The sequence below is a fragment of the Amycolatopsis circi genome (assembly GCF_003385235.1).
GTDB lineage: Bacteria > Actinomycetota > Actinomycetes > Mycobacteriales > Pseudonocardiaceae > Amycolatopsis > Amycolatopsis circi.
Genome location: NZ_PQIA01000069.1, coordinates 1 through 23,858 on the forward strand (window position 1 = coordinate 1; position 23,858 = coordinate 23,858).

The following is a 23,858-nucleotide window of genomic DNA, read 5'->3' on the forward strand; positions in this document are numbered from 1 at the left end:
GTCGCCGCACAACTCAACCGCCGCCCACGCAAAACCCTCGACTGGGACACCCCAGCCGAACGCCTCGCTAAACTCCTGACCGAAACCAAATAACCACCCGCGTTGCAACCACCCCTCGAATCCACCCTGATTCCCTCGGGGTTCCCCTCACGGAGGTGAAGATACGGTCGGCGGGTTGAGCTGACGCAGCTTAAGTTCCTGGCATTGGCGCGGAAGTCCGTGAGGGCCGCCCTGAGGGACTCTGGTTCCAATGCCAGGGACTTAAGCGGCGTGGCCTCACGCCTACCGACCGTCCACAAAGGACGTCACTTCCGCCGAAATGCCCGAACTATGCCCACTTAGCCGCTTCCGCGCGTCCGTGAGGGGAACCCTGAGGGACTCTGAGTCCCTCAGGGTTCCCCTCACGGACAGCAAACCCTGTGCCGGCCTCGCCAACCCCCACCCCCACGACCAGGACAGGCACGCTTCGAACCGCACCCACAGCGCCGCCTTAAGTCCCTGGCATTGGACCCTGAGTCCCTCAGGGTTCCCCTCACGGACCTGCGACAGCGTTGCCACGCAACCCACACCGTCGGTGTCACGGCGCGCGCTACCGTCGCCGCATGTTTCCGCCCGCCGCCACCGCGGCCGAGTCCGGCCAGCTGACCCGCGAGGGCCTCCTGCCCGCGGTACGAGACCTCCTCCGGACGCTCGGCGAACCCGGCGAACTCGTGCCCTTCGACGACGGTTCGCTGCCGGTGTACGCCGTCGGCGACCAGCTCGTCCTGAAGCTCTACCCGCCGGTGTACCTCGACGAGCTGACCACCGAGCGCACCATGCTGGAAGTCGTGCACGGCAAGCTCCCGATCCCGACTCCGGGCGTCGTGCACGCCGGAACGCGCGACGGCTGGGGTTACGTCGTGATGGAACGGCTGCCCGGACGCACGCTCAAGCAGGTCTGGCCGGAACTGTCCACAGCGGACAAACTCGCGCTCGCCCCGAAGATCGGCGAGACGCTGTCCACTTTGCACTCTTTACGCGACCCGGCGTTGTCCGTCCTCGGTCCGCGGGATTGGACCGCGTTCCTTGCCAGGCAGCGCGAAAAGCTGGTCGAACACCATCGCAAGACCACATTGGACGAACACTGGCTCGCCCAGCTGCCGGAGTTCGTCGACGCGGTCGACCTCGGAACGCCGGAAACCGTGCCGTTGCATACCGAGGTCATGCGCGACCATCTGATGGTCACCCGCGAAGGGGACAACTGGCGACTGTCCGGCCTGTTCGATTTCGAACCGGCGATGCGCGGCGCGGCGGAATACGAGTTCGGCGCGGTCGGCTTGTTCGTTTCGAGCGGCGACTCGGCATTTCTGCGGAGTCTTCTGCTCGCTTACGGTTACCGTCCGGCCGACCTCGGCCCGGACTTCTCCCGGCGCTGCCTGGCGTACACGCTTCTGCACGTCTACAGCGACTTCCGCTGGTACCTCGACGTGCTCCCGGCGCCGGCGGAACCTACTTTCGTATCCCTTTCCGAAGCTTGGTGGGGCGTATGAGGGGTACCCGGGGCCACCCCGCGACATACCCCCGTAAAAAGGAGTGAAATACGCGACAATCCGGCAGCCGCGACGGACACTGGAACTGTTCCCGGGGTACACAGGGGCCGGGACAGAAGGAGGGACCGCCGTGACCGCCGAGCTGAACTATCGGGAGCGGGCAACCCTGCGTGCTGTGGCCGAAGGGCACGCGGAAATCAGCTGCAGCTGCGAACCGGACTTGTTCGTCGACGGGCTGAGCTGCTGCGACCAGGGCACCGCCCGCGACCTCGTCCGCAAGGGCCTGATCGAGCCCGCCGAAGACGGAGCGTGCGGCGCGCGGGTACGCGCAGTGCTCACCGAAGCCGGGGCGCGCGCGTTGGACGGAAAGCCCGTCGCGGCTTGATCTTCCGAGCTTGAGTCAGTGCGCGGCTACCCGCGCACCCACTCCTCCCCCAGCTCGACCGCGACCGCCTCGCCGCCGGTGAGGTCGGCCAGCCAGCTGCTGAATCGTTCTTCCTCGCCGGGAGCCAGCCCGACTTCGAAGTGCGCCGCCGCGTCGAAACGCGTCCCGTGCAGCACGTACGGCGAACCGCGAAGATCGTTTTCGAACCTGCCCGCCCGGGTGTAGTCCAGCGTTACGTCGAACAGCCGCAATCGCCGGTACTCCACCAGGCCTACCGCGTCGAGCGCGTCCGACACCGCTTGCCCGTACGCGCGGATCAGCCCGCCCGCACCGAGCAGCACCCCGCCGAAATGCCGCGACACCACGGCGACCGTGTCGGTGACTTCGCGGCGGCGCAACACCTCCAGCATCGGCACGCCAGCAGTCCCGGCGGGCTCGCCGTCGTCGCTCGAGCGCTGAGTCCGGCCGTCGGGGCCGAGGACGAACGCGTGACAGTGGTGCCGGGCCGCCGGTTCGGCCCGTCGGCGCGCCGCGATGGCTTCCCGCGCGGCCGCTTCGTCGGCCGCCGGAGCGAGCGCGCACAGGAACCGTGAACGCCGTATTTCGATCTCGTGCAGCCCGGCCACTGCCACAGACAGGTAACGATCAGCCATCGGCGCTCCCCCTCACGAGCCCCAGTCAACCAGCAGCGAACACCGGGTTGACACCGGGCAGGCAGGCAGGTTTACGCAGGTCAGCGCACTGGCTGACCGCGTGGCGGGAGAGACGGCCCGACATATGGGAGTACCCCGGAGGCCGTCAACGTATGCGTGGCCTTTCCCACGAGAGCGCGATGACGTATGTCGATCACAGCGAATTCACACTATCGTCATAAGACCCGGCGAACCCGGGAGTCACCATCACGCGCCCCGGCCGGCCCCCACCACACAGGCTGACCGACCCCCGGCGCGTGCGCCTGTACAGCGACGTGCAGAACTTTTCCGCCGCCCATCGCCGTGCGGTGACAAACCATCCGGCACCCGGCCCGGTCCTCGACCGGCCGCGGCGAGCCACGCATCGCGACGCAGTGCCGCGCCGCGCGTAGGCGCCGGAAGGTTTCCCTTCTCGACTGACCATCGCGGTTTCGGACCACTTCGTTAACCGGTTCAGTGATGAACCCCCCTTCGGAGTGAAAGAAACCGCGCCAACGCCTTGGGAGGCGGCCAGCCGTGACCCACCGTTCGAGCACCCCGGCCACTGACGGCCTCTACGACCCCGCTTACGAGCACGATGCCTGCGGGGTGGCGTTCGTCGCGGACCTGACCGGTCGCCGAGACCATCAGATCGTGGCGAAAGCCCTTGTCGCGCTGAAGAATCTGGAACATCGCGGCGCACGCGGGGCGGAACCGGACACCGGGGACGGCGCGGGCCTGCTGATCCAGGTGCCCGACGCGTTCTACCGCGAGGTCGCCGGGTTCGAGCTGCCCCCGGAGGGCAGCTACGCCGTCGGCACCGCGTTCCTTCCGCAGGACGAAAAGCGCCGCGGCCGCGCCATGACCACCATCGAGCGGATCGCCGCCGAGGAGGACATGCGCGTGGTGGGCTGGCGCGAGCTGCCGGTCGACACCGCCCACTGCGGTCCGACCGCGGCGCAGACCATGCCGCACTTCACCCAGCTGTTCCTGGCCGGGCGCAAGAACAATCTCGACGGCCTCGCTCTCGAGCGCGCCGCCTTCTGCGTGCGCAAGCGCGCTGAGCACGAGCTGGTCGAGGACGACGTGTACTTCCCGTCGCTCTCTTCGCGCACCATCGTCTACAAGGGAATGCTCACCGAACCGCAGGTCGAGAAGTTCTTTCTTGACCTCAACGACGAGCGCGTGACGAGTGCCATCGGGCTAGTGCACTCCCGCTTCTCCACCAACACTTTCCCGTCGTGGCCGCTCGCGCACCCGTACCGCTACGTGGCGCACAACGGCGAGATCAACACGCTCAAGGGCAACCGCAACTGGATGGACGCCCGCGAGGCGCTGCTGGAGACCGACCTGATCCCGGGCGACCTCAAGCGGATCTACCCGGTCATCACGCGCGGCGCGAGCGACTCGGCGTCCTTCGACGAGGTGCTGGAGCTGCTCCACCTGGGCGGCCGCTCGCTGCCGCATTCGGTGCTGATGATGATCCCGGAGGCCTGGGAGAACCATCAGGAAATGGACCCCGCGCGCCGCGCCTTCTACGAATTCCACTCCACGCTCATGGAGCCGTGGGACGGGCCGGCGCTGGTGGCGTTCACCGACGGCGCGCAGATCGGCGCGGTGCTGGACCGCAACGGCCTGCGCCCCGGCCGCTACTGGGTGACCGACGACGGGCTCGTCGTGCTCGCCAGCGAGGTCGGCGTGCTCGAACTCGACCAGGCGAAGATCGTCCGGAAAGGACGGCTGGAACCGGGCCGGATGTTCCTGGTCGACACCGTCGCCGGGCGGATCGTCGAGGACGAGGAGGTCAAGGGCCAGCTCGCTTCCGAGCACCCGTACGACGAATGGGTCGACGCCGGGCTGCTCCGCCTGGAGGAACTGCCCGAGCGCGACCGCGAGGTCCCGCTGCACGCCGCGCTCGTGCGCCGCCAGCAGGCGTTCGGCTACACCGAGGAAGAGCTGGAAACCATCCTCGAGCCGATGGCCCGCACCGGAGCGGAGCCGATCGGGTCGATGGGCAACGATTCGCCCCTCGCGTCCCTTTCGTCGGGTTCGCGCCCGTTGTTCGACTACTTCATCCAGCTGTTCGCCCAGGTGACCAACCCGCCGCTGGACGCGATCCGCGAGGAGCTGGTGACCGCGCTCGGCACGCAGATCGGCGCGGAGCCGAACCTGCTGGCCGCGGACTCGTCCTCGTGCCGCCGGATCGTGCTGCCGTTCCCGGTGCTGGACAACGACCAGCTCGCGAAACTGGTGCACGTCAACGACGACGGCGACCTGCCGGAGTTCCAGGCGGTCACGGTCATGGGCCGGTACAAGGTGAACGGCGGCGGGGACGCGCTGGTGCAGCGGCTCGACGAGATCCGCTCCGAGGTGTCCGAGGCGATCGAGGACGGCGCGCGGCTGATCGTGCTGTCCGACCGCGGGGTCGACGCCGACCACGCGCCGATCCCGTCGCTGCTGCTCACCGGCGCGGTGCACCACCACCTGGTGCGGGAGAAGACGCGCACGCAGGTCGGCCTCATCGTCGAGGCCGGCGACGCGCGCGAGGTGCACCACATCGCGCTGCTGGTCGGGTACGGCGTGGCCGCGGTGAACCCGTATCTGGCGATGGCGACCGTCGAGGAGATGGCGCACCGGGGCCTCATCCCGGGCGTGACTCCCAAGCAGGCCACCACGAACCTGATCAAGGCGCTCGGCAAGGGTGTCCGCAAGACCATGTCGAAGATGGGCGTTTCGACGGTGGCCTCGTACACCGGCGCGCAGATCTTCGAGGCGGTCGGCCTCGGCGCCGAAGTGATCGACACCTGTTTCACCGGAACCACTTCGCGGCTCGGCGGCGTCGGCTTCGACACCCTCGCCGAGGAGGTTTCACAGCGGCACGTGCGGGCCTTCCCGGCCGACGGCGTCCGGGCGAGCCACCGCGAGCTGGAGACCGGCGCGGACTACCAGTGGCGGCGCGAAGGCGAGCCGCACCTGTTCAACCCGCAGACGGTGTTCAAGCTGCAGCACTCCACGCGGGCCGGGAAGTACGAGGTCTTCAAGGAGTACACGAAGGCGGTCAACGACCAGGCCGAGAAGCTGCTGACGCTGCGCGGGCTGTTCGACTTCAAGTACAGCGACCGGAAGCCGGTGCCGATCGAAGAGGTCGAGCCGATTTCGGAGATCGTGAAGCGGTTCGCCACCGGGGCCATCTCGTACGGCTCGATCTCGATGGAAATGCACCAGACGCTGGCGATCGCGATGAACCGCCTCGGCGGCAAGTCGAACACCGGCGAGGGCGGCGAGGACCCGGAGCGGCTGTACGACCCGGAGCGGCGCAGCGCGGTCAAGCAGGTCGCTTCGGGCCGGTTCGGCGTCACCAGCGAGTACCTGGTGAACGCCGACGACATCCAGATCAAGATGGCGCAGGGCGCGAAGCCCGGCGAGGGCGGACAGCTGCCCGGCGGCAAGGTGTACCCGTGGATCGCGAAGACGCGGCACTCCACGCCGGGCGTCGGGCTGATTTCCCCGCCGCCGCACCACGACATCTACTCCATCGAGGACCTGGCGCAGCTGATCCACGACCTCAAGAACGCCAACCCGGACGCGCGGATCCACGTGAAGCTCGTGTCCGAGGTGGGCGTCGGCACGGTCGCGGCGGGCGTGTCCAAGGCGCACGCGGACGTCGTGCTGATCTCCGGCCACGACGGCGGAACCGGTGCGTCGCCGCTGTCCTCGATCAAGCACGCGGGCGGGCCGTGGGAGCTGGGACTGGCCGAAACGCAGCAGACGCTGCTGGCCAACCGGCTGCGCGACCGGATCGTGGTGCAGACCGACGGCCAGCTCAAGACCGGCCGCGACGTCATGATCGCGATGCTGCTCGGCGCCGAGGAGTTCGGTTTCGCGACCGCGCCGCTCGTCGTGTCGGGCTGCATCATGATGCGCGTCTGCCATCTCGACACCTGTCCGGTCGGCGTCGCGACGCAGAACCCGAAGCTGCGCGAGAAGTTCAGCGGCAAGGCGGAGTACGTGGTGAACTTCTTCGAGTTCATCGCCCAGGAGGTCCGGGAATACCTGGCGGAGCTGGGATTCCGGTCGGTCGAGGAGGCTGTGGGCCACGCCGAGCTGCTCGACAAGCGCAAGGCGGTCGACCACTGGAAGGCTGCCGGGCTCGACCTGTCGCCGATCTTCCACGTGCCCGAGCTGCCGCCGCGCGCGGTGCGGCACCAGACCGTCAAGCAGGACCACGGGCTGGACAAGGCACTGGACATCACGCTGATCCAGCTCGCCGAGGGCGCGCTGGCGGCGGGCGACAAGGTGCGGCTGGAACTGCCGGTGCGCAACGTGAACCGGACCGTCGGCACCATGCTCGGTTCGGAGCTGACGAAGAAGTGGGGCGGCGAAGGGCTTCCCGACGACACCATCGACGTCACCTTCACCGGCACCGCGGGCCAGTCCTTCGGCGCGTTCGTACCGAAGGGCATCACGCTGCGGCTCTACGGCGACGGCAACGACTACGTCGGCAAGGGCCTGTCCGGCGGGCGGATCGTCGTGCGGCCGCCGAAGGAATCGCCGATCGTCGCGGAAGACCACATCATCGCGGGCAACGTGATCGCGTACGGGGCCACGAGCGGCGAGATCTTCATCCGCGGCCAGGTCGGCGAACGGTTCTGCGTGCGCAACTCCGGCGCGCTGGCGGTCGTCGAGGGCGTGGGCGACCACGGCGGCGAGTACATGACCGGCGGCCGGATGGTCGTGCTGGGCCGGGTCGGCCGCAACTTCGCGGCGGGCATGTCCGGCGGCGTCGCGTACGTGCTGGACCTGCCCGCGCACCGGGTCAACCCGGAGATGGTCGACATCGACCCGCTCGACACCGCGGACGTCGACTTCCTCCGCGAAACCGTCGAAAAGCATTACAACGAAACTGAATCCGCCGTCGCGCGGGCCTTGCTGGCGGACTGGGACAGTGCGGTCGACCGGTTCGGCAAGGTCATGCCGAAGGACTACAAGCGCGTGCTCGCGGCTCAGGTCGCGGCCGAACGCGACGGGCGGGACGTGAACGAGGCGATCATGGAGGCAGCTCATGGCTGATAATCGCGAAGCCAGCTATGAGTGCCGACTGGGTGCTGGGCCCGGGTGCGGGTGCCCCGCAAAGACACTGTCGCAGAACACGGAGGCCGCACATGGCTGACCCCAAGGGCTTTCTGACCACCACGCGCGAGGAACCGAAGCGGCGTCCGGTGGACCTGCGGCTGATGGACTGGCGAGAGGTCTACGAGGACTTCGCGTCGACCAAGCTGGAGAAGCAGGCCGGACGCTGCATGGACTGCGGGATCCCGTTCTGTCACCAGGGCTGTCCGCTCGGGAACCTGATCCCGGAGTGGAACACGCTGGTGTGGCGGGAGGACTGGCAGCAGGCCGCGGACCGGCTGCACGCCACGAACAACTTCCCGGAGTTCACCGGCACGCTGTGCCCGGCGCCGTGCGAAACCGCGTGCGTGCTCGGCATCAACGACGACCCGGTGTCCATCAAGCGGGTCGAGATCTCGATCATCGACCGGGCCTTCGAGGAAGGCTGGGTCACGCCGCAGGTTCCGGTCGCGAAGACCGGCAAGAAGGTCGCGGTGGTCGGGTCCGGTCCGTCCGGGCTGGCCGCGGCGCAGCAGCTGACGCGCGCGGGCCACACCGTCGTGGTCTACGAGCGGGCCGACAAGATCGGCGGGCTGCTGCGGTACGGCATTCCCGAGTTCAAGATGGAGAAGTTCCGCCTCGACCGCCGTCTCGACCAGATGCGGGCCGAGGGCACGGAATTCCGGACGTCGGTGAATGTCGGCGTGGACGTCACGGTCGAGCAGCTTCAGTCGGACCACGACGCGGTGGTCCTCGCGGGCGGCGCGACGGCGTGGCGTGATCTGCCGATCGAGGGCCGTTCGGCCGAGGGCATCTACCAGGCGATGGAGTTCCTGCCGCCGGCCAACCGGGTCGCGGCGGGCGAACTGGCGGAGTCGCCGTATTCGGCCAAGGGCCTCGACGTCGTGGTCATCGGCGGCGGCGACACCGGCGCGGACTGCGTCGGCACATCGCACCGGCAGGGCGCGAAGTCGGTGACCCAGCTGGAGATCATGCCGAAGCCGCCGGAGTCGCGTTCGGACGCGCACCCGTGGCCGACGTACCCGATGATCTACCGGGTCACGTCCGCTCATGAGGAGGGCGGCGAGCGGCTGTACTCGGTCAACACCCAGGAGTTCCTGTCCGATGAGGACGGACGGGTGCGCGCGCTGAAACTGGTGGAGGTGCGCAACGAGGGCGGAAAGTTCGTGCCGGTCGAAGGCACCGAGACCGAGCTGCCCGCGCAACTGGTGCTGCTGGCGATGGGCTTCCTCGGCCCGCAGCGGGAAGGCCTGCTGACCGACCTGGGCGTGGACCTGGACCAGCGCGGCAACGTCGTGCGGGACAAGAACTTCCAGACCACTGTGGACAATGTGTTCGTGGCGGGCGACATGGGCCGCGGGCAGTCGCTGATCGTGTGGGCGATCGCGGAAGGCCGCTCGTGCGCGGCCGGCGTGGACGCCTTCCTGACCGGCCGGGGCGTGCTCCCGGCCCCGATCGCGCCGACGGACCGGCCGATCTCCTGATGGCTCGGAGCAGGGGCGTCAACGTCGCCGCGCCTGCTCCGTTCAGTCTCGGGGCCAAGCGCGTCACTGCCGCCGCGCTTCGCTCCGTTCAGTTTCGGGACCCGCGCGTCACTGCCGCCGCGCTGGTCCCGGCTGCCGGGCGGGTGTGACAACGGCGTCGCACCCGCCCTTCTTACGTGAAGGTCCGTGAGGGGAACCCTGAGGGACTCTGATTCCCTCAGGGTTCCCCTCACGGACTTAACACGCGGCGCCGTCGTTGTGGGCGACCTCGCCGCCTACAACAGTCGCGCCGACGCTGAGTTCGCCGATCCGCGCGGGGTCGACTGCCAGCAGATCGTCGCTCAACACCGTGAAGTCGGCCAACTTCCCTCGGCTCAACGTGCCCTTGACGGTTTCCTCGTGCACCGCATACGCCGAACCAATCGTGTACGCGCGCAAAGCTTCCAACGGAGTCACCGCCTCCTCCGGAGCGATCGGCAGCCCCGCCGCGGTCCGGCGGTTGACCATGTCGTGGATGCTCAGCAACGGCGACGCCGCGACGACCGGAGCGTCCGTGCTCCCCGGCAGCACCACCCCAGCGTCGAGGAAGCTCCGCATCCGGTACGCCAGTCGGCTGCGTTCCGGACCAAGCGCGGCAAGCAGTCCATCACCGATCTCCGACAGGAATCGCCCCTGTGGCACCGGAATCACGCCAAGCTGAGCGATCCGAGCCACCGCGGCATCGTCGGCGACCGCGCAGTGTTCGATGCGGTGCCGGACGTCCTCGCGCGGATACTTCTGCTGAGCCTCCTCGTAAGCGTCGAGCACCGCTCCGAGGGCCGCGTCGCCGATCGCGTGCGTGGCGATCTGCCAGTGGCACCGGTGGGCTTCGAGGATGTAGCGGCGCAGTTCGTCCGGTTCGAACAGCATCAGCCCCTGGTTGCCGGGCGTGTCCTCGTACTCGCAGCACATCGCGGCGGACCGGCCGATCAGCGAACCGTCGGAAAGGATCTTGACCGGGCCGATGCGCAGCCGGTCGTCGCCGACGCCGGTGCGCACGCCGAGGTCCAGCCCGAACCATTCGCCGCCCGGTTCGAACGGGCCGCAGTCGCGCAGCGCGGTGATGTAGGGCATCACCGTCATCCGCACGCCCAGCTCGCCGCGTTCCCGGGTGCGCTGGAAGGAATCGAGGTCGGCGCGGCCGTGGCCGATGCCGTCGACGGTGCCGATGCCGGGTTCGGTGACGCTGGTCAGGCCGTCGGCTAGGGCGGCGTGCGCGCCGGCGGCGATGTTGGCGATGACCTCTTCGGTCGCCTCGGGGCGCAGCAGGTGGTCCACGAGGACGGTCGCGCGTTCCTGCAACAATCCGGTGGCGCGGCCGTCTTCGTCGCGCACCACCGTGCCGCCGGGAACATCCGGCACGCCCAGGCGATCCGGATATCCCGCCAGGGCGAAGGCTTCGGTGCTCGCCACGGCCATGTGCCGTGACGTGTGCGTGAGCCAGACCGGCCGTCCTTCGGCAGCGCGATGCAAGGCTTCGGCGGTGGGGTGTGCGCCGATTTTGTTCTGGTCGTAGCCCGCGCCGGTGACCCAGGCGTCGGCGGGCAGGTTCGCGGCCCGCGCCGCCACGGCACGGTAGAGCGCGTCGAGCGTCGGAGCGGCCTCGGCGGAGACGTCCAGTTCTCGGATTCGCTTGCCGCGCATGCTCAAGTGGTGGTGCGCGTCGTTGAGACCGGGTACGACGGGCGCGCCGCCGAGGTCGACCACCACGTCCGCGGAGAGGCCGCGGACCTCGTCGTCGAATCCGACGATCCGGCCGCCGATCACGCCCAGCGCGGTCGCTTGTGGACGGTCTCCGTCCAGCGTGGTGAAGCGTCCATTGTGGAATAAAGCATCGAGACGCACGTAGTTCATCCTTGTCGGGTCAGGGTTTTCTCGGAATCAGCGACGGCCGCGGTTCGACGGGCCAGCGCCAGTACGCAGGTGAGGGTCAGCGCGAGCAGCACGACGTGGTAGATGACGACCGGCCAGATCGCGCCGTGCGTCGAGTTGAGCAGGGCCTGCGCGATGAACGGTGTGGTGCCACCGAAGATCGTGCTGCACAGCTGGTAGGACAGCGAGATTCCGGTGTAGCGCAGGTGGATCGGGAACCCGCGGGTGAGGAATCCGGCGAGCACCGCGTAGTAGCCGGAGCCGCAGACGGTCGCGACCGCGATGCCGACGAACGCCAGCCCCGGATTGCCGGACGCGATCAGCAGGTACATCGGCACGGTCACCACGATGTTGCCGGCCAGCGAGAAGGCCATGAACCGGGTTTCGCCGACGCGTTCGGCCAGCCGCGCCGCGACCGGCTGCCAGCAGAACTGCACCACGGACGCGCCGAGCAGCACGTACAGCATCGTCTGGCGGCCGATGCCGAGTTCGTTCGTGGACCACGCGAGGACGAAAGTGTTGCTGAAGTATGCGGCGGCGATGCCCATGATGCTCGCGCCGATGCCGAGCAGCACGGTCCGCCAAGCAGTCCGCAGGACTTCGAGCAGCGGCACCTTCGCGACGGCCGCGGTTGCCTTGGCGCGCAAGAATTCCGCCGGTTCCTCGACCTTCAGCCGGATCACCAAGCCCAGCGCGACCAGCACGCCGGACAGCAGGAACGGCACCCGCCAGCCCCAGGTCAGGAACTGCTCGTCCGGCAACGCGCCCACGGCCAGAAAGACCACTGTGGACAGAATCGCCCCGGCGGGCGAACCCTGCTGAGCGAACATGGCGAAGTACGAACCCCGCCCGGCAGGCGCGTTCTCCGCGGCGAGCACGACCGCGCCGCCCCACTCCCCGCCGACCGCGACGCCTTGCACCGCACGGAGCGCGACGAGCAGCAACGGCGCGGCGATGCCGATCTTGGCGTAGGTGGGCAGCAATCCGACCGCGAAGGTCGCGAAGCCCATCAGCAGCAACGTGACGACCAGCGTGTTCTTGCGCCCGACCCGGTCGCCGAGATGCCCGAACACGATCCCGCCCAGCGGCCGGGCAAGGAAGCCGACCCAGAACGTCCCGAACGCGGCGAGCACACCGGTCGCCGGATTCAGCTCCGGGAAGAACAGCTTGCCGAAGACCAGTGCGGATGCCGTTCCGTAGAGGTAAAAGTCGTACCACTCGATGGCCGTCCCGGCGAAGGAGGCGAGCGCGGCCCGGCGCCCGGCGGTCGGTGCGGCGGCGTGATTCATGGGCTACTCCCTGGCGGCGGTGTTCCCCAGAGTCTTCGTCCCGGGACCTATGCTGTCCAATACCTGTCCGGACCCATTCCGATACCTCGGAGGCATAGGGTGGAACTGCGCGTAGTGCGTTATTTCCTGGCCGTCGTGCGAGAAGGCTCGGTCACCGCCGCGGCCGGCACGGTCCGGGTCGCGCAGCCGTCGCTGTCGCGGCAGCTGCGGGCGCTGGAAGCCGAACTCGGCGTGGCGCTGTTCTCGCGATCGCCGGGTTCGCTGACGCTCAGCGCGGCGGGCACCCGGTTCGTGCCGATCGCCCAAGACCTGGTGCGTCGCGCCGAAGAAGCGGGCGCGGTGATGGCCGCGATCGGTCGCACTGAGGACACTCCGCTCACGCTCGTCGCCCCGCCGAGCACAGTGGACAGTCTGCTGGCGCCGTTCATGGCCACCGGCAAGGCCGGACCGGTGCTGCGCGACGCTTTTCCGGTCGAGCCCGACCAGGTTTTCGACCGGCTCCTGCACAGCAGCGCCGACCTCGGCATCTCGACGTCCCCGCCGCCCGCGCAGCTGGAAACCGCCGCGCTGGGCCGGGTTCTGGTTTCGGCGCAGGTTCGGCCGGACCACCGCTGGTACGACGCGGAGTCGATCCCGCTGGCCGAGCTGGCCACCGAACCGCTGCTGGTGATGAACCGCAGCAACGCGGCGCGCTTGGTCGTGGACGAGGCGTTCCACCGCGCCGGGCTCGTGCCGTCGGAGCTGAACGAAACCGGCTCCCCCAGCGTCGCCCAAGCCCGCGCCGCCGGCCGCGGCGAAGTATGCCTGGTGACCGACCTGGTCCGGTTCGGTCTGCGCTCCGTCCCGATCGAAACCGCCGACGGGCCGCTGACCGTGCCGCTGTACGCGGGCTGGCGGCCGGACCACTACGCCCGGCCGTCGATTCTGGCGTTGATCGAGGGGTTGCGGGAGTTTCGTGGCGCGTTGGGCGAATAGGCGCTACCGCGGGAGGTCGCGCTCCTCGACGAAGGCGAGGCCGTGGTGATGTCGCTGGCCGATTCCTTTCGCGACGCACTGGCCACCGCCGACGACGCCGCTCGCCAAGACGCTGCCGCCGCCTTTGCCGGGCAGAACGAGGAAGACGTCGAGGCTGAGCACATCGTCACGTTCCTGAAGGAACTCGCCACCCTGGCCGCAGGCGCCGCCGCTCAAGGCCACCACCTCTACTGCACGATCTCGCTGTAACCAACTCACTCGTTCCGGTCACCCGGTGCCTCGATCCGTGCTAAACAGTGCGGCGATGGGAAAACTGACCCGCCGGGCCCGGGCCACGGCCGACTATCTCTTCTTCGTCGGTGCCGGGGAATGGCCGGTCGCCGTGTCCGCGCTGGGGGTCGTGCTCGGAGCGGTCACGATTTTGCCGAGCGCGTTCGGCGTCGCGGTCTCGATCGTCGCGCTCCTGCTCGGCCTGCTGACGCTCGTCCGAGACATCCGCCTGCTGCGGAAACGGTGGGCCGGTTACGAATTCACCGCGATCGCCGCGCCGTTCCCGATCGCGGACACGCCGCCGCCGCGCGCCTATCCGGACGCGCAGTACCTGGCGATTCCCGCCCGTGGCACGGCATTGGTCAGCGACGCCATCGACGCAGCACTCGCCGAGAGCACCTTCAGCATCACCGTCGCCGAGGATCCGTACCGGCTGCCCGCGAAGCTGAAGGCGACCGCACCGCACGTGCTGCCGTTGCGGGCGCGCGGCCGGTTGCTGTTCAACGGCCCGATCGTCGGCATGCGCGGCGAACCGCTGCCGGTCACCGGAGCGCGTCCGGCACCGATCGTCCTGCATCGCGCCCGGTTCTTCGATGCGGTCTGCACCAACGAACTGGCGTCCCTGCGCATCACGAACTCCGCCGACGGCCGAGAATACGACCTGCGCCACGAGGAGCTGACCGACTCGTCCGGTGCCCTCCGCACCCTCGCCGCGAGCACGCTCGCCGACCTCGTCGGAGTGTCCACAATCGCGTTCACTTCGGACGGTCTGCTCGTAGTCGTCCGCCAATCGGCCCGGAATTCGGCCAGCGGTTTGCTGCTCGCCCCGTCGGGAAGCGGCAGTCTCGAACCGCGAGATCTCCTTACCGCACAAGGAGGAACCCGCCGGACCCTGCACACCGCGGTGTGCGCGGGAATGGAACGCGAACTCTGCGAGGAGGCGGCCGTCCGGCCCGGCGAAGTCTCCTCGACGCGGCTGACCGGCTTCGCCCGCTGGCTCGAACGCGGTGCGAAACCGGAGTTCTTCGGCGTCACACAGCTGTCCGTCGACAGCACCGAACTCACGAGCCGCCGAGCGAAGGGCGCGGAACGGCTCTACAGCGCCGGAGTCACCGTCCTGGAAATCGATCTAGCTGCGCTAGGCCGAGAACTGACCGACGGCATACCGCTGAGCGAAGCGAACGCACTGCCGCCCCGGCTGCGCGACGACAGTTCGCTCCCGCTGCTGTTGTGCCTGCGCAGCGCCGCGCTGCGGGTCAGTGCTCGTTCTTGATGACGAAGTAGGACCCGCGGATCGTCCCGGCGAGCTTCGACTTCTGCCGCGCGAACTTGAACTTGTCGGCGAGTTCCGCGGGCACGTCCATCCCGTCGGAAAGCTTGAACCCGACCGCGCGCTTGCCGCCCTCTTCGAGGGTGTACATGACGTTGATCGACAGGCCGCTTTCGTAGAAGACGTAAGACATCCGGATGCCGTCGACCTCGAATTCGGTCGCCTCCAGCGGCCGCGAGGAAATGACGATATCGCGTTCGTCCTTGAGAATCCCGTGCACCCAGTCGATGATCTCCGGGACGTCGGCCGCGGGCTCGACGGTGAAGACGTGGTCGTACTTGTTCTTGAAGTAACGAGCCTCGTTGGCCCGCAGCCCGGCGAGCGCGTCCGCGACCGGAGAAGACTCCAGGCCGACAGTCGACACGGTGGTGAAATCGACGGCGTAGGACATGATCCGCACTCCCGGGCTGGGTCCGTTGGCTGGGTCCGATGGCACTGTCCGGAGACTACCTCGGGCCCGGAACGGTGCGCGACCGCGCGACCCCCTCCGGAGGGTCCATGCCGGGTCTACCAGGACAAACGCCCCGGAGACCACTAAGTGGGGGAATTTCGTGCAGGGCCTACGGTGGCTTGGTGCGCAACCACCTGATCGACCTGGCCGTGGCGCTCGGCGTACTCGGCCTGACGCTGGCCGGCGAGCTGCCGGACGCGGATCACCCGTGGTTCTGGCCGATCGCGGTCGCCGTGACGTTCGTGGCGGTATTGCTGCGCCGCCGGTTCCCGTTGAGCGCGATGCTGGTGTCGGTCGGGGTCGCGCTGGCGACACCACCCTTGTGGGGTACCTGCATCACCCTCTACACGGTCGCGTCGTTGCGCGGACTCCGCTGGCCGACCGCGGTCGCCGTGCTGGCGGAAATCGGGTTGATGGTGTCGTTTTCCCGGCCGTCGAGTCTGCCGGACTGGAAGTCGTTCGGGCTCGCGCTCGTCCTGATGGTTGTGGTCCCGGCGCTGGCCGGGCTGTGGATGCATCAGCGCGCGGCCTTGCTCGCCGCCTTGCGCGACCGTGCGGAGCAGGCCGAACGCGAGCGTGACCTGCTCGGCGAGCGAGCCGTGACAGCGGAGCGGCGGCGGATCGCGCGCGAGATGCACGACGTCGTCGCGCACCGGGTCAGCATTGTCGCGCTGCAGGCGGGTGCGCTTTCCGTACGAGCCAAGGATGACGAGACTGTGCAGCTCGCCGAGATCATCCGCGAATCGAGTTCCGCCGCGCTCAACGAATTGCGCGACATCCTGCGGGTGCTCCGCGACGACGGTCCAGAGCCGCGCTCGCTGCCGGATCCGACGCTCGGCGGGGTCCGCCAGCTCGCCGACGACCTCGCCGCCGCCGGTTCGCAGGTGCGCGCCGACATGCCGGATCCGATGCCGGACGTGCCCGATCCGATCGGGCGCGCGGCGTACCGGATCGTCCAGGAAGCGCTCACCAATGCCGCGAAACACGCGCCTGGAACGGCAATCGACGTGCGACTGTCCACTTCCGACGAAGACCTCGTGGTCGAAGTGGCCAACCCGCTCGCCGACTCGGCCGGGCTGCCCGGCGCGGGCTACGGCGTGCTCGGCATGCGCGAGCGCGTCACGCTGACCGGCGGGACGCTCCGCGCCGGTCCGGACGGAGCGGGCAGCTACCGGGTGCGGGCCGCGTTCCCGCTGCGAGCGGAGGAAACGTGCTGAAAATCCTGCTGATCGACGACGAAGTGCTCGTCCGCAGCGGCATCCGGATGATCCTGGAGTCCGATCCGGGGATCGAGGTCGTCGCGGAAGCCGGCGACGGTCGCGGGGTGCTCGCACTCGTCCGGGAGCACCGGCCGGACCTCGTGCTGACCGACGTGCAGATGCCCGAGGTCGACGGGCTAGAGGTGACCCGCCTCGTGACCGCCGAGCCGGACGCGCCCGCGGTGGTCGTGCTGACCACGTTCGACCTGGACGAGTACGTCCACAAAGCACTTCGCCACGGTGCCACGGGTTTCCTGCTCAAGGACACGCCGCCGCGCGAGCTGGTCAAAGCGATGCACGTCGTGGGCAGCGGCGAGGCGATGCTGTCGCCGTCGATCACCCGGCGCCTGCTGACGCACTTCGCCACCACCGCGGCCCCGGCGTCGGCCCGCGCCCGGCTCGAACCGCTGACGCCGCGGGAACGCGAGGTCGCGGTGGCCGTCGCGCAGGGTTCGAGCAACGCCGAGATCGGCCGCGGGCTCGGGCTCAGCGAGGCGACTGTGAAGGTCCATTTGGGACGCATCATGGCCAAGACCGAGGCCGCGAACCGCACCCAGGTCGCCATTCTGGTGCACGACGCCGGGCTCGCCTGAATCGTTACCCCGCAACGGGTTGCCAGGTTCTATGCTCGACGCCGGGTCGGGGGGCCGTTTCCGAGGGGACCCCATGCTGCCGCCGAAACCGACCGGACCGAGCTACGAAGACGCGCCACCGCCGCCGAGGCAACCGCGCGGCACCAACGGCTTCGCGATCGCGTCGCTGGTCCTCGCCGTCCCGGCGTTCAGCCTGCCGCTGAGCATCGCGTTCGGGATCATCGCGCTCCGCCAGATCCGCGTGTTCGGCAACCCGGGCCGCGGGCTCGCGATCGCCGGGCTGTCGATCAGCGGCGCGTGGCTGGCGGTGCTCCTGATCGGGCTCGCGGCGTCCGGTCCTTCAGCGGACCCGCTCTTCCAGGCCAGCCCCGGCGACTGCTTCCGCTCGGGCACCAAGGCCAGCCCTGTCTCCTGCGAGGACGCGCACGACATCGAGGTGTTCCACCTGCTGCCCGGCGGCGACGCCGATTCGCTCCGCAGCGCCTGTGGGGCCGAAGCCAAGCAGTACTTCGCCAGCAGCGTCCCGCCGGACTACATCCACCTGGGCGCACGGCAGCCGTCCACATCGGACTCACCAGATCAACATGCGGTGTGCACTCTGGAGACTGATTTCCCCACCACCGGCCGGGTCGTGCACTGACCGGTCAGGGCGCGCCCGGCGGCACGAACGGCAGCCCTCCCGGAGCGCCCGCCTCCGCCAGCGCCATCAGCATTCCGGTGTCCACTTCGGACTGGATCGCGTCGGCCAGCCGGTCCAGCATGTCCTCCCGCAGGCCCGCGAACCCCGGCGCACCCTCGGCGGCCTGCCATTCGATGCCCGCCTGCGCCGCCGCTTCGGCAAGCCACGCACGGCGAAAACCGTCGTTCTCCAACGCGCCATGCCACGTCGTCCCCCACACCGAACCGACGCGGTAACCGTCCAAAAACGACTCCGCGTCCGCCGGTCCCGCACTGCCGTGGTGGATCTCGTACGCGTCGACCCGATGTCCGCGCCATTCGCCGGTCGGACGGCCGAGCACCTTCTCCCCCGCGAACGTCACGCGGGTCGGCAACAGCCCCAACCCTTCGACGAGACCGGCACCCGATTCGACTTCGTCCTCAATGGACTCCGCGAGCATCTGGTACCCGCCGCAGATCCCCAGCACCGGACGCCCCGCCTTGGCCCGTGCGGTCACCGCATCCGCCAAACCTCGCGTACGCAACCACTTCAGATCGTCCACAGTGGCCCGAGAGCCCGGCAGCACGACCAGATCCGCCGCGGCGACGGTGTCCGGATCGGCGGTCAGGCTCACCGTCACGCCGGGCTCCGCCGCAAGCGCGTCCACGTCGGTGGCGTTCGATGCCCTCGGGAACCGGACCACCGCCACCTGCAACCCGCGTTGCGCAGCTTCGTGCCGCCATCCGGCGGCAGCGAGGGCGTCCTCGGAGTCGATCCACACGCGGTCCAGCCACGGCAACACGCCCAGCACGGGCCGTCCGGTGACCTTCTCCAGGCTGTTCAAACCCGGCTGCAGCAACCCGACGTCACCGCGGAATTTGTTGACCAGCCACCCCGCGACCAACGCCTGGTCCTCGGCCGACAGCAACGCGAGCGTCCCGAACATCGCGGCCAGCACCCCGCCGCGGTCGATGTCGCCGACTACCAGCACCGGCAGGGAGAACTTCCGTGCCAAGCCCATGTTGACGTAGTCGCCGGAGCGCAGGTTGATCTCCGCCGGACTGCCCGCTCCCTCGCAGATGACGAGGTCGAACCGTTGCTGCAGCTCAGCAAACGCGTCGAAGGCGATCTCGGCGAGCCCAGCCCGTCCGGTGGCGTATTCCCCGGCTTCGAGGGTTCCGTACGGTTTGCCGAGCGCGATGACGTGACTGCGCCGGTCGCTGCCCGGCTTGAGCAGCACGGGATTCATCGCCGCTTCCGGCTCTACCCGCGCGGCCCGCGCCTGCAGCCACTGCGCGCGGCCGATCTCCGCGCCGTCCGCGCAAACCATAGAGTTGTTCGACATGTTCTGCGCCTTGAACGGGGCGGCCCGCACGCCGCGCCGCGCGAACCACCGGCAGATTCCGGCGGTGACCAGGCTTTTCCCGGCATCGGAGGTGGTCCCGGCGATCAACAGCCCGCTCATCTCACCACCGTAATCCTTGCGCGCCGCAACCCGCTCACCGCGATCCCGGCCGAGACCGCCAATGCCGCCGCCCCGACCAGCCGCGACAACCGCACCGCCCGGCGCAAATCGCGCGCGCCCGGCGGACGACCGTCACCCAGCGTGCCCCGGCTCTCGACCTCGCCGTGATACGTATTCGTGCCGCCGAGCCGGATGTCCAGCGCCCCGGCGAACGCGGCCTCGACCTGCCCCGCGTTCGGGCTCGGATGCGCGCTCCCGTCGCGTCGCCAGGCACGCCAAGCCGACCGCGCGTGCCCCCCGGCCAACGGGGCGGTCACCGCCGTCAGCACCGCACCGACGCGCGCGGGCACCAGATTGACCCAGTCGTCGGTGCGCGCGGCGAACCAGCCGAAGTTGCGGTGCCGCGGCGAGCGGTAGCCGATCATCGCGTCGAGCGTGTTCACCGCGCGGTACCCGAGCAAGCCCGGCACGCCCGCGACTGCGCCCCACAGCAGCGGCGCGACGACCGCGTCCGAGGTGTTCTCGGCGATCGATTCGGTGGCCGCGCGGGTCAGCTCGGCGGCGTCGAGACCGGTGGCGTCGCGCGCGCAGAGGTGGCTGAGCCGCTGCCGGGCGGCGGGCAATTCACCCGATTCGAGTAATCGCGCCATTTCGTGGCCCTCCGCGGCGAGCCCGCGGCCGCCGAGGACGACCCACGTCGCCGCCGCGATCAGGACGAATCGGGCGCCCGGCCGGTGCCGCACGGCTCGCTCGGCAAGAAATCCCAGCCCGGCGACCGACCCCGCGCAGACCGCCGCACAGCCCGCCCCGCGCGGCTTGGAATCGGCCCACCACCAGCGTTCCAGCTGGCCAGCGGCGGTGCCGAACAGCGCGACCGGATGTCCCCGGCGCGGGTCGCCGAACCACGCGTCGGCGGCGTATCCGGCGATCAGCCCGGCCGCGGTGACGGATTGTCGGAGTGGCACGTGGCGAACCGTAGCGCTAGGGAGAGAATGCCGGGTATGACCAAGCTGACGCACCGGCTCGCCGGGTCTCTCGAAACCCTGGCGCAGGCCCTCCGCCGGTACGGACGCGACGACGGCAAGGTGCTCGTTCTCGGCGGGGTTCGCTCGGGCAAGTCGAGGCACGCGGAGCGGCTCGTCGCGCACCACCCTCACCTCGTGTACGTCGCTCCCGGACTGCCCCCGTCTGCGGAGGACCCGGAATGGGCCGCCCGCGTCGAGGCGCACCGGGCCCGCCGCCCGCGCCACTGGACGACGATCGAGACCACCGATCTGGCGACCGTGCTGCGCAACGCGACGAGCCCGTTGCTGATCGACTGTCTCGGCACCTGGCTGTCGCGGGTGCTCGACGAGGTCGGCGCGTGGACGGGCAAATCGGGCTGGGAGCGCAGACTGGACGAGCGGCTCGAGGATTTCCTCGCCGCGTGGAGCCAGGCGCGGGTGCCGATCGTCGCGGTCAGCAACGAGGTCGGCAGCGGTGTGGTGCCCGCAACGGTGTCCGGGCGGCTGTTCCGTGATGTGCTGGGCGCACTCAACAACCGGGTGTCCGCCGACAGCGACCGCGTTTCGCTCATCGTCGCCGGGCGGGCGCTCGACCTTCCGTGAGGAGCTAGCCGTGCCGCGTTTCGCCATCCCCGTCCCGGACGCCGCCGCCCGCGCCACCGCCCTGGAGCGGCTGGACGGCCTGGTCAAACCGGTCGGCTCGCTCGGCCGGCTCGAAGAACTCGCGGCCTGGCTGAGCGCGGCGCACGGCGTGGTCCCGCCCCGCCCGCTGGACGACGTCCGCGTGGTCGTCTTCGCCGGCGACCACGGGGTGTCCGCGCAGTCGGCGTACCCGCGCGAGGTGACGGCGGCGATGGTGCGCGTGTTCCTGGCCGGGCGGAGCGGAGTGACCGTGCTCGCGGCGCAGGTCGGAGCGCAGGTACGGGTGGCCGACATCGCGGTGGACTGGGACGCCTCGGATGTCCCCGAGGAAGTCACCGCCTACAAGATCCGCCGCGGTTCGGGGGCCATCGACGTCGAGGACGCGTTGGCCTCCGGCGAGGCTCTCGCGGCCTTCGAGGCGGGTCGTGCCATCGCTGCTTCGGAGTCCGCTGCGGACGTTCTCATTCCCGGCGACATGGGCATCGGCAACACGACCGTCTGTGCTGCTGTGGTGGCTTCGGCTTTGGGCCTGCCCGCCAGCGAGGTCGTCGGCACCGGAACCGGCGTCTCCGGGGAGGCTTTGGAACGCAAGACCTCTGTCGTCGCCGCTGCTCTTTCGCGCCGCGCGGTTACCGACCCGTTCGACCGTCTGACGGCCTTGGGCAGCGCCTGCCTCGCCGCGACGGCCGGGTTCCTGGTGGAAGCGGCGGTCCGGGGAATCCCGGTGCTGCTGGACGGAATCTTCTCCGCGACGGCGGCCTTGGCGGCCCGGGACATCGCGCCCGGTGCGGAGCAGTGGTGGCTGGCCGGGCACCGTTCGACGGAGCCCGCGCAAGCGTTTGCTTTGAAGGCTTTGGGGTTGACGCCGATCCTGGATCTGGGCTTGCGGCTCGGCGAGGGCAGCGGGGCGGTGCAGGCGGTGCCGACTTTGCGGGCGGCGCGTGCGGTGATCGCGGAGATGGGCCTGCTGGCGGACCTCGGGTGACGGGTTTGTTCGGGGAGCGGCGTTTGCCTGGATTGAGCGCGGTTCGGCGCGGCGGTTGGGCCGGGGCTCGGGCTCGGTTGGCGGATCTACCCGGGGTTCGAGCCGACGTCCGGCACGGGGCTCGCGTGGTGGATCGGCCCGGAGTTCGCTTCGCGCGGGAGCGCCCCCATGTGGCGTTGGGTGCATCCCGCGCACCCAATGCCAAATTCGATGCACCCCACGCAGCCAATGTGGCGTTCGATGCACCCCACGCACCCAATGTGGCATTGGGGCGCAGCCGATGATCCCGCTGAGCGGCGGCATCCGCCTGGCCGTCGGCACCCTGACGACCGTCCCTATCCCCGCCCCGCGCACGATCGATCGGCGCGTGGCGGGGCTCGCGATGACGCTCGGCCCGCTGGCCGCGCTCCCGCTCGCGGCGGTGGCAGGACTGATCGTGGCCGGTGGAGTCGCGATCGGACTCCCCGCGCTGGCCGTCGCCGCACTGGCGCTCGGGACAGTCGCCCTGGGCAGCCGCGGACTGCATCTCGACGGACTCGCCGACACCGCCGACGGACTCGGCGCCTCCTACGACCGCACGAAAGCCCTCGACGTCATGCGCCGCGGCGACTCGGGGCCGACCGGGGTCGCGACGCTGCTCTTCGTGCTGCTCGTCCAAACCGGCGCGCTGACCGGCGCGATCGCGCACGGACACGGGATCGCCGCCGCGGTGCTGTCCGTCCTGTGTGGACGGTGTGTGCTCTCGCTGTGCTGCGCGCGAGGAATCCCCTCGGCCCGGCCGGAGGGATTGGGCGCGACGGTCGCCGGGTCGGTCCCGGTCCTCGTGGCCGCGGCGGTGTTCGTGCTCGCGGCGGGGTGTGCCGCGTTGACGCCGGGATTGCCGTGGTGGCGAGGGGTGCTCGCGGTAGCGCTCGGTTACGCGGCCGCGGCAGTGTTGCTGGCCCGGTGCGTCCAGCGGATCGGCGGAGTGACCGGCGATGTCCTCGGGGGTTGCGTCGAGGTCGCGGTGGCCGCGGCGTTGCTGGCGTCCGCCTGACTCAACTCAGCGGCCAAGCGAAGTCCCCGTTGCTCCGGAAAGGAAGTCTCCGCCGAGTCCGGCAGAGAGGTCGGGGGTTCGTCGAGGTACTAGGCGTATTCCAAACCGGACAGTACGCCCTGAGCCATCCGCCCGAGGATCTCCCTGACGCCCTCCACCAAAGCCCGCCGGGGAAACACGCCGTACGGGATCGCGTCGGGCACCGTGAGATCGACGCTCACCGAACCCGGCGACCAGTTCGCGACGACCTCTGCCCGGTCCACTTGCGCGAGCAGCACGCAGTACCGCACGCTCGTCCGGGTTCAGCGGCCGCGTCATACGAAGAACTCCTCAATCCACGAACCCACCGTACGCACGGATTCCGCACGCACCTTCCGCGCGAAGTCGTCGATCGCTGCATCGATTTCCGCGGCCGGGCGCACGGCAACGCGCACGACCTGGACCGCATCGTCGATCGCCTGCCAGCCGCCGGGCGCGCGACAGATCCGCAGCGACCATCGTCCTTCCAGCGAAAGGGAAAGAAACTCGAAGTCAGGCCGGTCCGTCTCCGGGCGGGCCTTCCACTTCCGCAGCGCGACAGCAAGCTCCGCCACGGGAAACGACTTCCAGCTGCAGAGAACAACTCCGCCGTCCACGACCTCCAGGTCGGCTTCCACGTGGACGAAGACCTCGCTCCGATCGCGCAGATCCGAGGTATCGAAACGGGCGCACGCGAACTTCACCATCACTTCTCCCGCCAGATCTCCCCACCATCATCCTCCCGGAAAAGCCCGCGCGGCAACCGATTTGTC

At 69.5% G+C, this 23,858-nt stretch carries 21 protein-coding genes; 13 read left to right on the plus strand and 8 right to left on the minus strand.

From position 1 onward, the window contains the following. The first annotated feature begins 602 nt into the window (after positions 1 to 602). On the plus strand, positions 603 to 1,529 hold the full coding sequence (locus D0D37_RS26290; RefSeq protein WP_116203275.1) for an aminoglycoside phosphotransferase family protein: 927 nt from the start codon (positions 603 to 605) through the stop codon (positions 1,527 to 1,529). A gap of 130 nt (positions 1,530 to 1,659) precedes the next feature. After that, positions 1,660 to 1,914 carry a hypothetical protein gene (locus D0D37_RS26295; RefSeq protein ID WP_116203276.1) on the plus strand — a complete coding sequence of 85 codons (255 nt, stop codon included), beginning with the start codon at positions 1,660 to 1,662 and terminating at the stop codon, positions 1,912 to 1,914. Positions 1,915 to 1,940: 26 nt separating this feature from the next. On the opposite strand, the gene D0D37_RS26300 is transcribed toward D0D37_RS26295, so the two are convergent. Continuing rightward, on the minus strand, positions 1,941 to 2,567 hold the full coding sequence (locus tag D0D37_RS26300; protein ID WP_116203277.1) for a YigZ family protein: 627 nt from the start codon (positions 2,565 to 2,567) through the stop codon (positions 1,941 to 1,943). A 555-nt stretch (positions 2,568 to 3,122) separates the two neighbouring features. Between D0D37_RS26300 and gltB the strand changes: the two genes are divergently transcribed. Further along, on the plus strand, positions 3,123 to 7,655 hold the full coding sequence (gene gltB / locus D0D37_RS26305; RefSeq protein ID WP_116203278.1) for a glutamate synthase large subunit: 4,533 nt from the start codon (positions 3,123 to 3,125) through the stop codon (positions 7,653 to 7,655). Between the two features lie 92 nt (positions 7,656 to 7,747). Beyond that, positions 7,748 to 9,199, plus strand: coding sequence for a glutamate synthase subunit beta (locus tag D0D37_RS26310; RefSeq protein ID WP_116203279.1), 1,452 nt, complete (start codon positions 7,748 to 7,750; stop codon positions 9,197 to 9,199). Positions 9,200 to 9,436: 237 nt separating this feature from the next. On the opposite strand, the gene D0D37_RS26315 is transcribed toward D0D37_RS26310, so the two are convergent. Together D0D37_RS26315 and D0D37_RS26320 are read right to left on the minus strand one after the other, a co-directional pair. After that, a complete protein-coding gene (locus D0D37_RS26315) occupies positions 9,437 to 11,092 on the minus strand; it encodes an amidohydrolase (RefSeq protein WP_244223681.1) in 1,656 nt (551 codons plus the stop codon). Further along, positions 11,089 to 12,399 (minus strand): MFS transporter, encoded by a 1,311-nt coding sequence (locus D0D37_RS26320; RefSeq protein ID WP_116203280.1) that lies wholly within the window; start codon positions 12,397 to 12,399, stop codon positions 11,089 to 11,091. Before D0D37_RS26320 ends, D0D37_RS26315 begins: the two co-directional genes overlap by 4 nt. 99 nt (positions 12,400 to 12,498) lie before the next feature. On the opposite strand from D0D37_RS26320, the gene D0D37_RS26325 reads away from it, so the two are divergent. From D0D37_RS26325 to D0D37_RS26335, 3 genes are read left to right on the plus strand one after another with little or no spacing between them, the layout of a single operon-like run. Beyond that, positions 12,499 to 13,374 carry a LysR family transcriptional regulator gene (locus D0D37_RS26325; RefSeq protein ID WP_116203281.1) on the plus strand — a complete coding sequence of 292 codons (876 nt, stop codon included), beginning with the start codon at positions 12,499 to 12,501 and terminating at the stop codon, positions 13,372 to 13,374. A 42-nt stretch (positions 13,375 to 13,416) separates the two neighbouring features. After that, entirely contained in the window at positions 13,417 to 13,623 is a 207-nt protein-coding gene (locus D0D37_RS26330) for a hypothetical protein (RefSeq protein ID WP_116203282.1), read from the plus strand. 55 nt (positions 13,624 to 13,678) lie between these two features. Further along, positions 13,679 to 14,917 carry a hypothetical protein gene (locus D0D37_RS26335; RefSeq protein WP_116203283.1) on the plus strand — a complete coding sequence of 413 codons (1,239 nt, stop codon included), beginning with the start codon at positions 13,679 to 13,681 and terminating at the stop codon, positions 14,915 to 14,917. Here the strand turns inward: D0D37_RS26335 and D0D37_RS26340 are convergent. Continuing rightward, the gene (locus D0D37_RS26340) at positions 14,901 to 15,365 is read right to left on the minus strand and encodes a phage tail protein (RefSeq protein WP_116203284.1); all 465 of its coding nucleotides are present in this window, start codon (positions 15,363 to 15,365) and stop codon (positions 14,901 to 14,903) included. The genes D0D37_RS26335 and D0D37_RS26340 overlap by 17 nt on opposite strands. Before the next feature lie 182 nt (positions 15,366 to 15,547). On the opposite strand from D0D37_RS26340, the gene D0D37_RS26345 reads away from it, so the two are divergent. The 3 genes from D0D37_RS26345 (at position 15,548) to D0D37_RS26355 (ending at position 17,917) form a co-directional block, all read left to right on the plus strand. Continuing rightward, entirely contained in the window at positions 15,548 to 16,642 is a 1,095-nt protein-coding gene (locus D0D37_RS26345) for a sensor histidine kinase (RefSeq protein ID WP_162834480.1), read from the plus strand. Positions 16,643 to 16,644: 2 nt separating this feature from the next. Further along, the gene (locus tag D0D37_RS26350) at positions 16,645 to 17,277 is read left to right on the plus strand and encodes a response regulator (RefSeq protein WP_425266970.1); all 633 of its coding nucleotides are present in this window, start codon (positions 16,645 to 16,647) and stop codon (positions 17,275 to 17,277) included. Between the two features lie 73 nt (positions 17,278 to 17,350). Further along, on the plus strand, positions 17,351 to 17,917 hold the full coding sequence (locus D0D37_RS26355; RefSeq protein WP_116203287.1) for a DUF4190 domain-containing protein: 567 nt from the start codon (positions 17,351 to 17,353) through the stop codon (positions 17,915 to 17,917). A 4-nt stretch (positions 17,918 to 17,921) separates the two neighbouring features. Here the strand turns inward: D0D37_RS26355 and D0D37_RS26360 are convergent, their stop codons facing one another. Both D0D37_RS26360 and D0D37_RS26365 read right to left on the minus strand, forming a co-directional pair. Beyond that, complete coding sequence (locus D0D37_RS26360) at positions 17,922 to 19,400, minus strand: cobyric acid synthase (protein ID WP_116203288.1); 1,479 nt, start codon at positions 19,398 to 19,400, stop codon at positions 17,922 to 17,924. After that, entirely contained in the window at positions 19,397 to 20,365 is a 969-nt protein-coding gene (locus tag D0D37_RS26365) for a cobalamin biosynthesis protein (protein WP_116203289.1), read from the minus strand. The genes D0D37_RS26360 and D0D37_RS26365 overlap by 4 nt, the downstream gene beginning before the upstream one ends. A gap of 36 nt (positions 20,366 to 20,401) precedes the next feature. Here D0D37_RS26365 and D0D37_RS26370 point away from each other — a divergent pair, with 36 nt between their 5' ends. The 3 genes from D0D37_RS26370 to D0D37_RS26380 all read left to right on the plus strand — a co-directional run bounded on the left by D0D37_RS26370 (position 20,402) and on the right by D0D37_RS26380 (position 23,067). Then, positions 20,402 to 21,007, plus strand: a complete 606-nt coding sequence (locus D0D37_RS26370; protein WP_116203290.1) for a bifunctional adenosylcobinamide kinase/adenosylcobinamide-phosphate guanylyltransferase — start codon at positions 20,402 to 20,404, stop codon at positions 21,005 to 21,007. 10 nt (positions 21,008 to 21,017) lie between these two features. After that, on the plus strand, positions 21,018 to 22,031 hold the full coding sequence (gene cobT, locus D0D37_RS26375) for a nicotinate-nucleotide--dimethylbenzimidazole phosphoribosyltransferase (RefSeq protein WP_162834481.1): 1,014 nt from the start codon (positions 21,018 to 21,020) through the stop codon (positions 22,029 to 22,031). A gap of 280 nt (positions 22,032 to 22,311) precedes the next feature. Next, positions 22,312 to 23,067: an adenosylcobinamide-GDP ribazoletransferase gene (locus D0D37_RS26380; RefSeq protein ID WP_208720154.1), complete on the plus strand. Its 756-nt coding sequence runs from the start codon at positions 22,312 to 22,314 to the stop codon at positions 23,065 to 23,067. An 89-nt stretch (positions 23,068 to 23,156) separates the two neighbouring features. On the opposite strand, the gene D0D37_RS26385 is transcribed toward D0D37_RS26380, so the two are convergent. Further along, the gene (locus D0D37_RS26385) at positions 23,157 to 23,357 is read right to left on the minus strand and encodes a hypothetical protein (RefSeq protein WP_162834482.1); all 201 of its coding nucleotides are present in this window, start codon (positions 23,355 to 23,357) and stop codon (positions 23,157 to 23,159) included. A gap of 24 nt (positions 23,358 to 23,381) precedes the next feature. Further along, a complete protein-coding gene (locus tag D0D37_RS26390; protein ID WP_116203292.1) occupies positions 23,382 to 23,792 on the minus strand; it encodes a DUF7878 domain-containing protein in 411 nt (136 codons plus the stop codon). Positions 23,793 to 23,858: the final 66 nt, after the last annotated feature.